At 70.1% G+C, this 15,162-nt stretch carries 11 protein-coding genes and 1 pseudogene; 8 read left to right on the top strand and 4 right to left on the bottom strand.

Annotated features, from left to right (window positions below):
* Nucleotides 1-216: 216 nt before the first annotated feature.
* Nucleotides 217-2,682 carry a leucine--tRNA ligase gene (gene leuS / locus AB0K82_RS23615; protein ID WP_364400295.1) on the top strand — a complete coding sequence of 822 codons (2,466 nt, stop codon included), beginning with the start codon at nucleotides 217-219 and terminating at the stop codon, nucleotides 2,680-2,682.
* A gap of 153 nt (nucleotides 2,683-2,835) precedes the next feature.
* Here the strand turns inward: leuS and lexA are convergent, their stop codons facing one another.
* On the bottom strand, nucleotides 2,836-3,540 hold the full coding sequence (gene lexA / locus AB0K82_RS23610) for a transcriptional repressor LexA (protein ID WP_345353819.1): 705 nt from the start codon (nucleotides 3,538-3,540) through the stop codon (nucleotides 2,836-2,838).
* A gap of 652 nt (nucleotides 3,541-4,192) precedes the next feature.
* On the opposite strand from lexA, the gene nrdR reads away from it, so the two are divergent.
* The 3 genes from nrdR (at nucleotide 4,193) to AB0K82_RS23595 (ending at nucleotide 8,932) form a co-directional block, all read left to right on the top strand.
* Nucleotides 4,193-4,657 carry a transcriptional regulator NrdR gene (gene nrdR / locus AB0K82_RS23605; RefSeq protein ID WP_252810554.1) on the top strand — a complete coding sequence of 155 codons (465 nt, stop codon included), beginning with the start codon at nucleotides 4,193-4,195 and terminating at the stop codon, nucleotides 4,655-4,657.
* Nucleotides 4,658-4,729: 72 nt separating this feature from the next.
* Nucleotides 4,730-7,555 carry a vitamin B12-dependent ribonucleotide reductase gene (locus AB0K82_RS23600; RefSeq protein ID WP_364400291.1) on the top strand — a complete coding sequence of 942 codons (2,826 nt, stop codon included), beginning with the start codon at nucleotides 4,730-4,732 and terminating at the stop codon, nucleotides 7,553-7,555.
* Between the two features lie 384 nt (nucleotides 7,556-7,939).
* A complete protein-coding gene (locus AB0K82_RS23595; protein ID WP_364400289.1) occupies nucleotides 7,940-8,932 on the top strand; it encodes a Fic family protein in 993 nt (330 codons plus the stop codon).
* A gap of 259 nt (nucleotides 8,933-9,191) precedes the next feature.
* On the opposite strand, the gene AB0K82_RS23590 is transcribed toward AB0K82_RS23595, so the two are convergent.
* Nucleotides 9,192-9,932 carry an SDR family oxidoreductase gene (locus tag AB0K82_RS23590; RefSeq protein ID WP_364400287.1) on the bottom strand — a complete coding sequence of 247 codons (741 nt, stop codon included), beginning with the start codon at nucleotides 9,930-9,932 and terminating at the stop codon, nucleotides 9,192-9,194.
* 95 nt (nucleotides 9,933-10,027) lie between these two features.
* Here AB0K82_RS23590 and AB0K82_RS23585 point away from each other — a divergent pair, with 95 nt between their 5' ends.
* On the top strand, nucleotides 10,028-10,588 hold the full coding sequence (locus tag AB0K82_RS23585; protein WP_364400285.1) for a helix-turn-helix domain-containing protein: 561 nt from the start codon (nucleotides 10,028-10,030) through the stop codon (nucleotides 10,586-10,588).
* Here the strand turns inward: AB0K82_RS23585 and AB0K82_RS23580 are convergent.
* Nucleotides 10,580-11,062 (bottom strand): MarR family transcriptional regulator, encoded by a 483-nt coding sequence (locus AB0K82_RS23580; RefSeq protein ID WP_364400282.1) that lies wholly within the window; start codon nucleotides 11,060-11,062, stop codon nucleotides 10,580-10,582. The two genes, AB0K82_RS23585 and AB0K82_RS23580, sit on opposite strands and share 9 nt — an antisense overlap.
* A 69-nt stretch (nucleotides 11,063-11,131) precedes the next feature.
* Here AB0K82_RS23580 and AB0K82_RS23575 point away from each other — a divergent pair, with 69 nt between their 5' ends.
* Nucleotides 11,132-11,737, top strand: a complete 606-nt coding sequence (locus AB0K82_RS23575) for a TIGR03086 family metal-binding protein (protein ID WP_364400279.1) — start codon at nucleotides 11,132-11,134, stop codon at nucleotides 11,735-11,737.
* A 17-nt stretch (nucleotides 11,738-11,754) separates the two neighbouring features.
* Here AB0K82_RS23575 and AB0K82_RS23570 read toward each other — a convergent pair whose 3' ends face one another.
* Nucleotides 11,755-12,753 (bottom strand): zinc-dependent alcohol dehydrogenase family protein, encoded by a 999-nt coding sequence (locus AB0K82_RS23570; protein ID WP_364400276.1) that lies wholly within the window; start codon nucleotides 12,751-12,753, stop codon nucleotides 11,755-11,757.
* Between the two features lie 109 nt (nucleotides 12,754-12,862).
* Between AB0K82_RS23570 and AB0K82_RS23565 the strand changes: the two genes are divergently transcribed.
* The gene (locus tag AB0K82_RS23565) at nucleotides 12,863-13,201 is read left to right on the top strand and encodes a helix-turn-helix domain-containing protein (RefSeq protein WP_364400273.1); all 339 of its coding nucleotides are present in this window, start codon (nucleotides 12,863-12,865) and stop codon (nucleotides 13,199-13,201) included.
* A 126-nt stretch (nucleotides 13,202-13,327) separates the two neighbouring features.
* A pseudogene (gene fusA, locus AB0K82_RS23560) lies at nucleotides 13,328-15,100 on the top strand (elongation factor G); the annotation flags it as partial.
* Between the last annotated feature and the right edge of the window lie 62 nt (nucleotides 15,101-15,162).

The following is a 15,162-nucleotide window of genomic DNA, read 5'->3' as shown; positions in this document are numbered from 1 at the left end:
CCGCCGAACGGCGCTTCGCCCGGGCGAGGCGTCGTCCGGCGGCCGCCCGGCGTCCTTGCGTCTGCGATAGTCTTGAGGTATGCGATCTCGGCTGCTCCTCAGCCGGCCGCGTTGACCCGAGCCGTCGACGCGGCAGCCCCTCCTGCGTGAGGGGCGTTCTCATGCCAGGGGCACGGTTCACCGCCAGCCGAAGCCGTGCGAATCAGACGAGGAACCATGACAGGCGCCGACGAGAACTACGACCCACGGACGTTCCAGGACAAGTGGCAGGCCCGGTGGGAGGAGCTGAAGCCCTTCGCGGCGAGCGAGGACCCCGCCGACGAGCGGCCCCGCAAGTACGCGCTGGACATGTTCCCGTATCCCTCCGGCGACCTCCACATGGGGCACGCCGAGGCGTTCGCGATCGGCGACGTGGTGGCGCGGTACTGGCTCCAGAAGGGCTTCAACGTCCTGCACCCCATCGGCTGGGACTCCTTCGGTCTGCCGGCCGAGAACGCCGCGATCAAGCGCAACTCCCACCCCGCCGAGTGGACGTACACCAACATCGACACCCAGGCGGAGTCTTTTAAGCGCTACGCGGCCTCCTTCGACTGGTCACGCCGGCTGCACACCTCCGACCCGGAGTACTACCGCTGGAACCAGTGGCTGTTCCTGCGCTTCTACGAGCGCGGCCTGGCGTACCGCAAGGGCGGCCAGGTCAACTGGTGCCCGAACGACCAGACCGTGCTGGCCAACGAGCAGGTCGTCAACGGGCACTGCGAGCGGTGCGGCGCGGTGGTCGAGAAGCGCGTCCTGACGCAGTGGTACTTCAAGATCACTGAGTACGCCGACCGGCTGCTGGCCGACATGGCGGAGCTGGAGTGGCCCGAGCGGGTGCTGCTGATGCAGCGCAACTGGATCGGCCGCTCCGAGGGCGCCGACGTCACCTTCCAGATCGAGGGGCGCGCGGAGCCGATCACCGTCTACACCACCCGGCCGGACACCCTGTACGGCGCGACCTTCTTCGTCGTCGCCGCCGACGCCCCGCTGGCCGACGAGATCTGCGCGCCGGAGCAGCGCGCGGAGTTCGAGACCTACCGGGACGCGGTCCGCCGCGAGACGGAGATCGAGCGGCTGGCCACCGACAAGGAGAAGACCGGCGTCTTCCTGGGCCGCTACGCGATCAACCCGGTGAACGGCGAGCGGATCCCCGTGTGGGCCTCCGACTACGTCCTGGCCGAGTACGGCCACGGCGCGATCATGGCGGTGCCCGCCCACGACCAGCGCGACCTGGACTTCGCCCGCAAGTTCGGCCTGCCGGTCCGCGTCGTCGTGCACACGGGCGAGGCGGACCCCGGTGAGACCGGGACCGCCACCCCCGGCGAGGGCGAACTGGTCAACTCGGGTCCCCTGGACGGCCTGACCAAGTCCACCGCCATCCCGCGGATCGTCGAGATCCTGGAGGAGAAGGGCCTGGGCAAGGCCGCCGTCAACTACCGGCTGCGCGACTGGCTGATCTCCCGGCAGCGGTTCTGGGGCACGCCCATCCCGATCATCCACTGCGACGCCTGCGGCGAGGTCCCGGTCCCGGACGACCAGCTGCCCGTGCGCCTGCCGGACGACCTGCGCGGCGCCGACCTGGCCCCGAAGGGCGTGTCGCCGCTGGCGGCCGCCGCCGACTGGGTGAACGTCCCGTGCCCCAAGTGCGGCGCTCCGGCCAAGCGCGACACCGACACGATGGACACCTTCGTCGACTCCTCCTGGTACTTCCTGCGGTACTGCTCGCCGGGGTACGAGGACGGCCCGTTCGACGCCGAGAAGGTGCGCCGGTGGATGCCGGCCGACCAGTACACCGGTGGTGTCGAGCACGCCATCCTGCACCTGCTGTACGCGCGGTTCTTCACCAAGGTGCTGTACGACATGGGCCTGGTCGACTTCACCGAGCCCTTCAAACGGCTGGTCAACCAGGGTCAGGTCATCCTGAACGGCTCCGCGATGTCCAAGACGACCGGCAACCTGGTCGACCTGGGCGAGCAGATCGCCGCGTACGGCGTCGACGCCGTACGGCTGACGATGCTGTTCTCCGGTCCGCCGGAGGACGACATCGACTGGGCGGACGTGTCGCCGTCGGGGTCGGTGAAGTTCCTGGCGCGGGTCTTCCGCGTGGCCGCCGAGGTGACGTCCGCGCCGGGCGCCGACCCGGCGACCGGCGACGTCGAGCTGCGCAAGGTGACGCATCGGACGATCGACGAGGTCACCCGGCTGGTCGAGGCGCACCGCTACAACGTGGCGATCGCCCGGATGATGGAGCTGACCTCCGCGGCGCGCAAGGCCATCGACACGGGGGCGGGCGCCGGCGACCCGGCGGTCCGGGAGGCCGCCGAGACCCTGGCGGTCATGCTGTCGCTGGTCGCGCCGTACACCGCCGAGGAGATGTGGGAGCGGCTGGGCCGTACGGCTCCGGTGGTCAAGGCCGGCTGGCCGGCGGCCGAGCCCGCGCTGCTGGTGCAGGAGTCGGTGACCTGCGTGGTCCAGGTGGCGGGCAAGGTCCGCGACCGCCTGGAGGTGTCCCCGGACATCGCCGAGGGCGACCTGGAGCGCCTGGCGCTGGAGTCGGAGAAGGTCAGGGCGGCCCTGGGCGACCGGGGCGTCCGCAAGGTCGTCGTGCGCGCTCCGAAGATCGTGAACATCGTGCCCGCCTGATCGGCGCCGGTGCGTGTCCGCCAGGGATTCGTCGGACACGCACTAGCCCCGGTTCGGTGCCGTGGCACCGAACCGGGGCTGATCACGTATTCCGCGGGACCGTCACCGTGCGCCCCGGAACGGCCGCGTCGCCGCCGGGGATCCCGGGCGGGATCACATCTTCCGCAGGACCGCCACCACGCGCCCGAGAATGGTCGCGTCGTCGCCGGGAATCGGGTCGTACGCCGGGTTGTGCGGCATCAGCCAGACCTTGTCGTCGCGGCGCTTGAGCGTCTTGACGGTGGCCTCTCCGTCGATCATCGCCGCCACGATGTCGCCGTTCTCCGCGACGGGCTGCTGACGCACGACGACCCAGTCGCCGTCGGCGATGGCCGCCTCGATCATCGAGTCACCGGTGACGTTGAGCAGGAAGTGGGTGCCTTCGCCGACGAGCTGCCGCGGCAGCGCGAAGACGTCCTCCACGGCCTCCTCGGCGAGGATGGGGCCACCCGCCGCGATGCGCCCGACGAGTGGGACGTAGGCGGGCGCCGGCCGCGTGGGAGCCTCCTGGCCGTTGGCGACCTCGTACGACTCGCCGTCGGCCTCGGCGGCGATGGCCGGGGATCCTGGCATGCGGACGACGACCGCGCGCGGCCGGTTGGGGTCGCGCAGCAGGAAACCCTTGCGCTGCAGGGTCCGGAGCTGGTGGGACACGCTGGAGGTACTGGTCAGGCCGACGGCCTCGCCGATCTCCCGCATCGACGGCGGATAACCGCGCCGCTGCACCGAGTCCCTGATCACTTCCAGCACCTTGCGCTGCCGGACGGTCAGGCCGCTCTCGTCGCCCGGGCCGTCGGGCATTTCCCGAACCTTGCTCATGGTGTCTCCGATGGCTGTCTTCCCGGTGACGCGTCGCCGCCGGTATTTCGGTCCCGTAGTGGGACGTTATCGCTTCTGCGGGAAATGATCAAACAGGTGTTCGAAAAATGTCGAATTTTGCGGTCCGGGGTATGTCGCGTTTGGTTCGCACATACGTTCGAGGGTAATTCCCGGACCGGGTTCGGGGAAGGAGGGCGCCATTGGCGGCGACGCCTTGCCGCCTCGTCGTGATCGGCGCTCTCGCGCGGCCGGCGCGAAGGGGGTGCCCGCCGACGCGGCGCCGGTGCGCCCGTGGCAGTCTTGGGGGGGCGCGACGCCCGCGCCCGCGCGGCCGCCGGCCGGGATGTGATCGACCTCACCGTGACGGGCGTCGGCTGCGTTTCCGCAGGTGATCCAGGATGTACGAGGTCGAAGCGGCCGATCGTCGCCCCCGGGGGAAGGCCCGACACGCCGACGAGGGCGGCGGATCGCCATGTGAGCGGCGTCTTCTCGCCGGGTGCCCCACGCGGGTTGCGATGCACTCGGCCGGGCTCTACGGTTGGACCCCAACATCTAGTAGTTACATGGATGTAGTTCACCATAGGTTGTGGTTACGAGGTGAGGTTCGCGCAGTTCGCGCGTGACCCGCTGTCAGGGGGAGGAGTCCGGAGCCATGCACTGCCCGTTCTGCCGACACACCGACAGCAGGGTCATCGACAGCCGCACGGCCGACGACGGGGCCGCCATCCGGCGCCGGCGTTCGTGCCCCGAGTGCGGCCGCCGCTTCACCACCCAGGAGACGGTGCTCATGATGGTCGCCAAGCGCAGTGGCGTGACCGAGCCGTTCTCCCGGGACAAGATCATCGCCGGAGTGCGCCGGGCGTGTCAGGGCCGTCCCGTCAACGAGGACGCCCTGGCCATGCTCGGCCAGCGGGTCGAGGAGGCGATCCGGGCGACCGGGAACGCCGAGATTCCCTCGCACCAGATCGGGCTGGCGATCCTCGGCCCGCTCCGTGAACTCGACGAGGTCGCGTACCTGCGATTCGCCTCCGTCTACCGGGGGTTCGAGACGCTCGACGACTTCGCCAAGGAAATCGAATCGCTGCGCGTGGCGTCCGGCGGCGACGCCCGTTCCTAGGGCGGCGCCCGGACCGCGGGCTGTACGGGTAATCCTGGAGGTGGGCCTGGTGTGCCCGAGAAGGGGGATGTCATGACGGAGACGGTGAGCGGCTCAGCCCGACGGGGCAAGGCGGGTCGCAGGGGCCTGAAGATGGAGCGCGTCTTCACGCGGCCGGGCGTCCACCCGTACGACGACGTCCGGTGGGAGCGCCGGGACGTCGTCATGACCAACTGGCGCGACGGGTCGGTGAACTTCGAGCAGAAGGGCGTCGAGTTCCCCGACACCTGGTCCGTAAACGCGGTCAACATCGTCACCTCGAAGTACTTCCGCGGCGCGGTCGGCACGCCGCAGCGCGAGTCGAGCCTCAAGCAGCTGGTCGACCGGGTCGTCGGGGTGTACACCGAGACCGGCGTCAAGAACGGCTACTTCGCGTCCGAGGAGGATGCCGAGATCTTCGACCACGAGCTGAAGCACGCCCTGGTCAACCAGGTCTTCAGCTTCAACTCGCCGGTCTGGTTCAACGTCGGCACCGCCTCGCCGCAGCAGGTCAGCGCGTGCTTCATCCTGTCCGTGGACGACACGATGGAGTCGATCCTGGACTGGTACAAGGAAGAGGGCGTCATCTTCAAGGGCGGCTCCGGGTCGGGGGTCAACCTCTCCCGCATCCGCTCCAGCAAGGAGCTGCTGTCCTCCGGCGGCACCGCGAGCGGCCCGGTGTCGTTCATGCGCGGCGCCGACGCCTCCGCCGGGACGATCAAGTCCGGTGGCGCGACCCGCCGGGCGGCGAAGATGGTCGTCCTCGACGTCGACCACCCGGACGTCGAGGAGTTCATCGAGACCAAGGCGCGCGAAGAGGACAAGATCCGCGCCCTGCGCGACGCCGGCTTCGACATGGACCTGGGCGGCAAGGACATCGTCAGCGTCCAGTACCAGAACGCCAACAACTCCGTCCGCGTCTCCGACGAGTTCATGCGCGCGGTGGAGTCCGGCGACTCCTTCGGCCTGCGCGCCCGCCGTTCCGGCGAGGCCATCAGCCAGGTCGACGCCAAGGGGCTGTTCCGCAAGCTCGCCCAGGCGGCCTGGGAGTGCGCGGACCCCGGCATCCAGTACGACGACACGATCAACGACTGGCACACCAACCCCGAGACCGGGCGCATCACGGCGAGCAACCCCTGCTCGGAGTACATGAGCCTGGACAACTCGTCCTGCAACCTCGCCAGCATCAACCTGCTGAAGTTCCTGAACGACGACAACACCTTCGACGTCGAGCGGTTCGTCAAGCTCAGCGAGCTGATCATCACCGCGATGGACATCTCCATCACGTTCGCGGACTTCCCGACCGAGAAGATCGGTGAGACGACCCGGGCGTACCGCCAGCTCGGCATCGGCTACGCCAACCTCGGCGCGCTGCTGATGGCGACCGGCCACGCGTACGACTCCGAGGGCGGGCGCTCGCTCGCGGCGGCCATCACCTCGCTGATGACCGGTGTGGCCTACCGCCGCTCCGCCGAGCTGGCCGGCGCGGTCGGCACGTACGACGGCTACGCCCGCAACGCCGAGGCGCACCAGCGCGTCATGCGCAAGCACGCGGTCGCCAACGACGAGATCCGCACGCTCGACGTGATGGACAAGTCCATCCACAGCGAGGCCACCAAGCAGTGGCGGCAGTGCCTCAAGGTCGGCGAGAAGAACGGCTACCGCAACGCCCAGGCGTCGCTGCTGGCGCCCACCGGCACGATCGGCCTCATGATGGACTGCGACACGACGGGCATCGAGCCCGACCTGGCGCTGGTCAAGTACAAGAAGCTGGTCGGCGGCGGCTCGATGCAGATCGTCAACAACACCGTGCCGCGCGCCCTGAAGAAGCTCGGCTACCAGCAGGAGCAGATCGAGGCGGTCGTCGAGTACATCTCCGAGCACGGCCACGTCGTCGACGCGCCCGGCCTGCGCCTCGAGCACTACGAGGTCTTCGACTGCGCGATGGGCGAGCGGGCGATCAGCCCGATGGGCCACGTGCGGATGATGGCCGCGGTGCAGCCGTTCCTGTCCGGCGCGATCTCCAAGACCGTGAACATGCCGGAGCAGGCCACCGTCGAGGACGTCGAGAAGATCTACTTCGAGGGCTGGAAGCTCGGTCTCAAGGCCCTGGCGATCTACCGCGACAACTGCAAGGTCGGCCAGCCGCTGTCCGTGGCCAAGAAGAAGACCGAGGAGAAGGTCGAGGAGGCGCCGGCGCCGGCCCCGGTGATCGAGCGCGGCCCGGTGCGGACCCGCCTGCCCAAGCAGCGGACCGCGACCGTCACCCGGTTCTCCGTCGGCGGTGCCGAGGGCTACATGACCGCCTCCTGCTACCCGGACAACGGGCTCGGTGAGGTGTTCCTCAAGCTCGGCAAGCAGGGCTCCACGCTCGCCGGGGTCATGGACGCCTTCTCGATGGCGATCTCCATCAGCCTCCAGTACGGCGTGCCGCTGGAGACGTGGGTCGAGAAGTTCACCAACATGCGGTTCGAGCCGGCCGGCATGACCGACGACCCGGACATCCGGATGGCGACCTCGATGATGGACTACATCTTCCGTCGCCTCGCCCTCGACCACCTGCCGTACGAGACGCGCGCCGAGCTGGGGATCTTCTCCGCCGAGGAGCGCACGGCGCAGGCGGCGGGCCAGGACCCGGCCGCGCTGCACGCCGAGGAGGACGTCGAGCGCGAGTCGCTGGCCCAGTCGGTGCCGGTCGAGCAGCCGAAGGCCAAGGAGCCGGAGGAGCCCGCGGCGGCGCACTCCTCGACCGAGCTGATCGAGAGCCACCAGGGCCGTACGGCGGACGCGCCGCTGTGCCTCACCTGCGGCACGAAGATGCGCCCGGCCGGCAGCTGCTACGTCTGCGAGGGCTGCGGCTCCACCAGCGGCTGCAGCTGATTTCGGGCGCCGTTAACGTGTGAAGTACCTGGTCAGAGCGGGGGGCCGACGAGTGATCGGCTCCCCGCTTCTGTCGCGCCCTGCCGATGTTGCATGCGACACAACACGGATGGAGGTCGGCGAGCTGAGGGAGATGGCCCTGGCGAGCGCGTCCACGTCCGGTCTCCGAGAGGGTCTGCATTGCTGAAGGATCTGTGAGCCGTGCCAGGGGCGATCCGGTCATACCTGGATGATCGACCTTCCTGCTCCCTGTCGAGCCTGCTACTTGATAAGTTTAATTAGCTCCTCGAATGGGTTATCAACTTGTCGAGCCGCTCTGTCGCGCGGTCGGCCGTCGAGATGCGGAGGTGTGGCGTGGGCAGGGGGCGACCGAGTAGGGCGGTCGTGTACCAGCGGCTCGACAAGGCTCTGGCCGAACTGAACCAAAGGTACGGAGGTCTGCCGGACCCGCGTGAGGCACGGGCGATTTGGGATGACATCTGGCATCTGGAGGCTCATCACTCGACCGCTCTGGAAGGGAACACGCTGGTGCTGCGCGAGGTGCAGCTGCTGTTGGACCAAGGGCGGGCGGTCGGCGCGAAGTCGTTGAAGGAGTACAACGAGGTCCGTGGATATGCCGATGCCGCGCGATGGGTCTACCGGCAGGCGCTCGAGCCCGGGGATTGGCACGACGGAAGACTCCTGACGGTCGGGGAAGTGCGTCAGATCCATCACATGGCCATGACGCCCGTCTGGGACGTCGCGCCGCATCCAGATGCCACCGAGCGTGAGTCGCCGGGGAACTTCCGAGAACACGACATACAGCCGTTCTCCGCCGGCATGGTGCCGCCGGCCTGGCCGCTCGTCCCTGCTTGCTTGGAGGAGTGGATCGGGCAGGTGTGCCTGCTGGGCAAGGAGGCTGGTGCAGACGACGATGGCCAGCCTTTTCCGGAGCGCCTCGCGCGGTTGCACAACACCTTCGAGCAGGTGCACCCCTTCATTGACGGGAACGGCCGAACCGGTCGGCTGGTCCTCAACCTGATCTTGGTGCGCTTGGGATACCCGCCCGTGATCATCTTCAAGAAGCAGCGAGACGCCTACCTGATGGCGATGCAGCGAGCGGACGCTGGCGACCCCGGATCGCTGGGTGAGCTGATCGCACGGGCGATGCATGACAACCTGAACCGGTTCATCGTGCCCAACGTGGCAGGACCGGCTCGCATGGTTCCCCTTGTAGCGCTCGTCGATGAGGAGTTCTCGCTTCCTGCCCTTCGGCAGGCGGCACAGCGCGGGCGGTTGGAGGCGTTTCAGGGACACGATGGGATATGGCGCAGTTCCCGCAAGGCCGTGGACGCATACCGGGAATCAAAACATCGGCGGAGGCCCAGGCAGGAGTGAACGACGAGGGTGTGTCGGCGGGCTCGGTGCGAGGCGGGTGACGGCCGACTGCCCCTGGCCACCTGTCGCCCTGAGGAATACTGCACCCCCGAATAAGTGCAGTGCCCCACCGTAAGGGCAGCGCGCCCTCAAGTGCAGGTCGAGCCGGCGCGCTCGCCGTGAGGGGGCGTCGTTGTACCGGATGCTCGGGAAAGGCCGCCGCTGTCGGGCAGAGGTCGGCCTGGTCTCCGTACTGTCACAGGGATCCACCGGACAGGTCCTAGCCCTGGACGGTCGGGCGGATGGTGATCTCGCCGATCTCCACGTCGTGGGGCTGTTCGACGGCGAAGGCGATGGCGCGGGCGACGGCCTCCGGCGGGATGGCGAGTTCGTCCATCGTGCGGCGGGCCTGCTCGCGGACCCGGGGGTCCTCGATCGAGTCGGTGAGCTCGGTGTTCACGAAGCCCGGTGACACCGCCGTCGTCCGCAGCACGCCGTCGGTCGACTCCTGCCGCAGTGCTTCCAGGAGGGTGCGGACGGCGTTCTTGGTCGCGGCGTAGACCGCTTGGGTAGGAACGATCTTCAGACCGGACGTCGACACCGTGGTCACCAGATGGCCGCGGCCCTGCCGGCGGAAGACCGGAAGCGCGGCGGCGACGCCGTACAGCACTCCGCGCAGGTTGACGTCGATCATCGCCGACCAGCCGTCGACGTCGAGGTCGGCCACGGGTCCGAGCCTGCTGATGCCGGCGTTGCCCACCAGCACGTCGAGGCGGCCGAACTCCGCCACGGCCCGGCCGACGAGTCCCTCCAGGTCCGCGCGCCGGGTGACGTCCGTGGCGCACGCGATCGCGCGCCCGCCGCGGCCGCGGATGTCCTGGGCGAGCTCGTCGAGGCGCTCCGTCCGGCGTGCGCCGAGGACGACGGCCGCCCCTCGCTCGGCGAGCAGGCGCGCCGTCGCCTCGCCGATGCCGCTGCTCGCTCCGGTGATGGCGACGACCTTGCCGCTGATGGCTGTCATGGGGAATCCCTCCGGCATAAAGTGGACACGTGTCCGCAGTGATGCCACGCTACCGGACACGTGTCCGCTTAGCCGACGCATCGAGCAGGGGAGCGATGGACTCAACCCGCCGCCGGGCCGACGCCGCCGACAACCGCGCACGGATCATCCGGGTCGCGCGAGAGGTCATCGCGAACGCGGAGGAGATCAGGCTCAACGCGATCGCCAAGCAGGCGGGGGTCGGCCAGGGCACCCTCTACCGCCACTTCCCGACCCGCGAGGATCTGCTCGCCGAGGTCTATCGGGAGGACGTCGGCGAGCTCGTCGCGGCGGCCCCGGCGCTGCTCGCCGAGCACGAGCCGCTCACCGCACTGGCTCGCTGGTTCGACCGCGTGGTCGACTACGCGCAGGTCAAGCGCGGAGTGTTCGCCGCCGTCGAAGCGGCGGTCTGGCGGGACCTGTCCGCGCACAGCCTCGGTCCGATCGGTGACGCGCTGACCGTGCTCCTCGACGCCGGCAAGGCGGACGGGAGCATCCGCCCCGACGTGGACGCCCGCGACGTCATCCTCCTCGTCGGTTACCTGACCCGCCTCGAGCGGGACGAGTGGGACGCCAGGGCCCGGCACCTGCTCCACGTCATCCTCGACGGTCTGCGCCGCCCCGAGCGGTCAGTCTGAGCGACGCCGAGGTGACGCCGGGTCGACGATCTCCTCCTCCGGCAGGCTGGACAGCGTCCGCAGGGCGCGGAGGAAGGCGGCGCGGTCGGCGGCCGGAAGGCGGGCGAGCAGGTGGTTCTCCCGCTCTCTGATGCCGGCCTGGACGGAGTCGCGCAGCCGCCGTCCCTCGGGGGTGAGTGAGAGCAGCCGGACCCGCCGGTCGCCGGGGTCGGGCCGCCGCTCGATCAGGCCGCGTTCCTGGAGGCCGTCGAGCACGCCGATGATGCGGGTCTTGTCGGCGCCGATGGCCTGCGCCAGCGCGTTCTGGGTCCGGACGGGCTCCTCGCCCAGGGCCAGCAGCACGGAGTACGCCCACATGGACACGTCGTGGGCGCGCAGCACCGGCGCCTCGGCCGCCATCAGGGCGCGCCCCAACGGCACGATCATCGCCGCCAGGTCACGCCGCCCGTCTTCGGCCGTCCTGCTCTCCGTCATGGCACGAAAATACGACGTCTCCAAAGATGTGCATGGACAGATGATAAGCATATTGCTTACTATCTGCCCATGCATACGATTGATCTACGTCCGGCGGACGAGCGGGTGGTGCGGACGAGCGTCGAGGTGGTGGCGAAGGCGGGCCGCGACGATCTCGGCCGCCCCACGCCGTGTTCGGCCTGGACGCTCGGCGACCTGCTCGCGCACATGACGGCCCAGCACCACGGCTTCGCGGCCGCCGCGCGAGGCGACGGCGCCGACCCCGCGGTCTGGCGGCCCCGGCCGCTCGAAGCGGATCCGGTGGCCGCGTACGCCGCCGCCGCGGAGGACGTCCTGGCCGCCTTCGCCGGACCGGACGTCCTGGACCGGGCGTTCGCCCTGCCCGAGGTCGGGCCCGGAGTGACGTTTCCCGGCGCGCAGGCGATCGGGTTCCACTTCATCGACTACGTGGTGCACGCCTGGGACGTCGCGCGCTCCCTCGGGCTGTCCTACGAACTGGACGGCGACCTGGCCGAGGACGCGCTGCGGATCGCCTTGGCCGTCCCCGGCGGGGACTACCGGCTCGGGCCGGGCGCCTCCTTCCGCCCGGAGCTGCCCGCGCCCGCGGACGCGTCCCCGCTCGACCGGATCCTGACGGCGCTCGGTCGTTCCCCGGGCTGGCCCGACGGAGCCTGAGCCTGCGAGGAATCGGCTCAATGCTCGACGGTGACGACGATCTTGCCGAGCTGGGCGTTGGACTCCAGGTACCGGTGGGCCTCGACGATCTCCGCCAGGTCGAACGTGCGGTCCACGGCGGGCCGGAAGGCGCCCGAACGCAGCCCTGAGGCCACGAACGCCTCCGCTCGGCGGAGCCGTTCGGGCCGGCGGGTCGTCTCGTGCAGGGTGTAGGTGCGCATGGTGAGCGCGGGCATGCCCAGCTCGATCCCGGGGTACGGCGTCGGCTCGCCGCTCAGCGCGCCGTACACCAGGAGCGTGCCCTCGTCGGCGACCACCTTGGCCAGGTCGATGACGCCGGGACCGGCGACGGCGTCGAACACGAACTCGGCGCCCCGGCCGTCGGTCGCCGCCAGCACCCGCTCGACGACGTCCTCGGACTCGGTGACGATCACGTCCGCCGCGCCCGCCTTCAGCAGCGCCTCCTTCTTGGCGGCGGTGCGGGTGAGGGCGATCGGCGTGGCGCCGACACGGTCGGCCACCTGGATGGCGGCCAGTCCGACGCTGCTGGACGCCGCGTTCAGCACGACCGTGTCCCCGGGGCGCATCCCGCCGACCTCGACCAGCGCCCCGTAGGCCGTCACGTACGGCATCCACACCGCCGCGCCCTCGACCGCGCCGAGCCCCTCCGGACGGCGCACCACCGCCGACGCGGGCACGATCGCCCGCTCGGCGTAGACGCCGTAGTCGTTCTGTGAGAACGCGGGCACGGTGCCGACCGGCTGGCCGGGCCGGAACCCGGTGACGCCCGCGCCGACCGCCTCGATCACGCCGGCGGCCTCGGTGCCCAGCCGGGCGGGGAACCGCTTCACCTCCTCGATGTAGTGGCCGGTCCGGAACAGCACCTCGGCCCTGTTCAGGCCGATCGCGTCCACCCGGATCCGCACCTCGCCCGGGCCCGGATCGCCGACCTCCAGATCCTCCAGTCGCAGCACCTCGGGACCGCCGAGCTCGTGGAACCGCACCGTCCTGGTCATCACGTCGTCCTTCCGCGGAGTCTTGGGGTGATCCACTCAAGCCTGTAAGTACGACCGCTGTCAAACTACGAGGCTCATCGTAGTTCGATGGAGGTCGTAGGATGGGATCATGGACGACCGCATCCCCCCGCACCCCGACGTGCGGACGGTCCCGCTGCAGCGGGTCCTCGAGGCCCTCGTCGACCCGGTGCGGCGGAGCATCGTCACGCAACTCTGCGACGCCCCCGCCGACCTCAAGTGCGGCGGGTTCGACATTCCCGTGAGCAATTCCACGGCCACCCACCATTTCCGGATCCTGCGCGAGGCCGGGCTCATCCGGCAGTACTACGTCGGCACCTCGCGGATGAACGCTCTTCGGCGCGACGAGGTCGACGAGGTCTTTCCCGGTCTGCTCGACGCCATTGTGTCCGCCGACCGCGAGTCCTCCGGGGCGCTCTCGCGTCGATGAGCGCGCGATTAGCGCGTTATCCGATGGGTGAACAGCCCGGCGCCACGCGGCCGCAGGACCTGCGCGGCCGCCGAAAACCGCGTGCACTGCCTGGGGCGATGCGTTCATACTCATGACCCGGTATGCGCCGTGGCGGTCTTCGACGGGGTCGCCGGCGTAGAGCCGCAGTCCGAGACCGTCTGGCGTCAGGCCGAGAGGTACGGCGTGCCGCGGATCTGCTTCGTCAACAAGCTCGACCGTACCGGCGGGGACTTCCACCGATGCGTCGGCATGATCGCCGATCGGCTCGGTGCGGTGCCGCTGGTCGTGCAGCTGCCGATCGGGGCCGAGGACGCCTTCACCGGCGTCGTCGACCTCGTCCGGATGAAGGCGTACGTCTGGTCCGCCGAGGCCCGCCTCGGCGAGGCGTACGACCTCGTCGACGTCCCGGACACGCACCGCGCGGCCGCCCGTGAGTGGCGCGGCAGGCTCGTGGAGACGCTCGCCGAGCACGACGAGGAGGTCATGCGGCTCTTCGCGGACGGCCTCGAACCGCCGGCGGACCTGCTGCACGCCGCGATCCGGCGGGTCACGATCGCGTCCGGCGGGTCGGCGGGCGCCACGGTCACGCCGGTGCTCTGCGGCACGGCCTTCAAGAACAAGGGCGTGCAGCCGCTGCTCGACGCGGTCGTCCGGTACCTGCCGTCCCCGCTGGACGTCGAGGCCGTCGACGTCCGGCGCGGGGCCACGATCAGACCGGCCGACGACGAGCCGCTCGCCGCGCTCGTGTTCAAGATCCTGACCGACGCGCACCTGGGCCGGCTGGCCTTCGTCCGGGTCTACGCCGGCCGCCTGGAGCCGGGCGCCACGGTGTTCAACTCCGTCAAGGGCAGGAAGGAGCGGGTCGGCAAGCTCTACCGGATGCACGCCGACAAGCGGCTGGAGCTGAGGTCGGCGGGCGCCGGCGACATCGTCGCGGTGATGGGGCTGAAGGACACCACGACCGGTGAGACGCTGTGCGGCGACCGGAGCCCGGTGGTCCTGGAGTCGATGGACTTCCCGGACCCGGTCGTCGAGGTGGCCGTCGAGGCCGTGGCCCGGCGGGACCAGGAGCGGCTGCGCCTGGCGGTCCGGCGGCTCGCGGAGGAGGACCCCTCCTTCACGGTGCGGACCGGGGAGGAGACCGGCCAGACCGTCATCGGCGGGATGGGCGAGCTCCATCTGTCGATCGTCGTCGACCGGCTCGAGCGCGAGTTCGGTGTCGAGACGACGGTCGGCCGGCCGCGGGTCGCCTACCGGGAGACCATCCGCAGGCCGGTCGAGAAGGTCGAGTACACGCACAAGAAGCAGACGGGAGGGAAGGGGCAGTTCGCCAGGGTCCGGCTCGCCATCGAACCGATCGCGGACGGCTACGAGTTCGTGAACGAGGTCACCGGCGGGCGGGTCCCGAAGGAGTTCGTCCCCGCGGTGGACGCCGGCTGCCAGGACGCGATGCGGTTCGGCGTCGTGGCGGGCTACGAGATGACGGGCGTGCGTGTCACGCTTCTCGACGGCGCGTTCCACGAGCAGGACTCCTCCGAGCCGGCGTTCCGCCAGGCCGGATTCCACGCGTTCAAGGAGGCCGCGCGCCGGGCCGTGCCGGTGCTCCTGGAGCCGGTCATGGCGGTCGAGGTCACCACGCCCGACGACTACACGGGCGAGGTGATCGGCGATCTGAACGCGCGGCGCGGGCACATCCAGGCCCTCGCCGAGCGGGCCGGCGCCCGAATCGTCCGGGGGCTGGTGCCGCTGTCGGAGATGTTCGGCTACGCCGGTGACCTTCGCAGCCGGACCTCGGGACGGGCGAGCTTCGCCATGGAGTTCGACTCGTACGCCGATGTCCCGCGCGCCCTGGCCGAGGCGGTCGCCGCCACGGCCTGACGCCGAGGGCGTTGGGCCGGCGCCCCGCGGGGGGCCCCCGCCGCGGCCGGGGGGGGGTTTCG

Source organism: Actinoallomurus sp. NPDC052274, from assembly GCF_040679475.1.
Taxonomy (GTDB): domain Bacteria; phylum Actinomycetota; class Actinomycetes; order Streptosporangiales; family Streptosporangiaceae; genus Actinoallomurus; species Actinoallomurus liliacearum.
The sequence above is the reverse complement of the archived record's forward strand: the minus strand, read 5'-3'. Positions and strand labels throughout refer to the sequence as shown.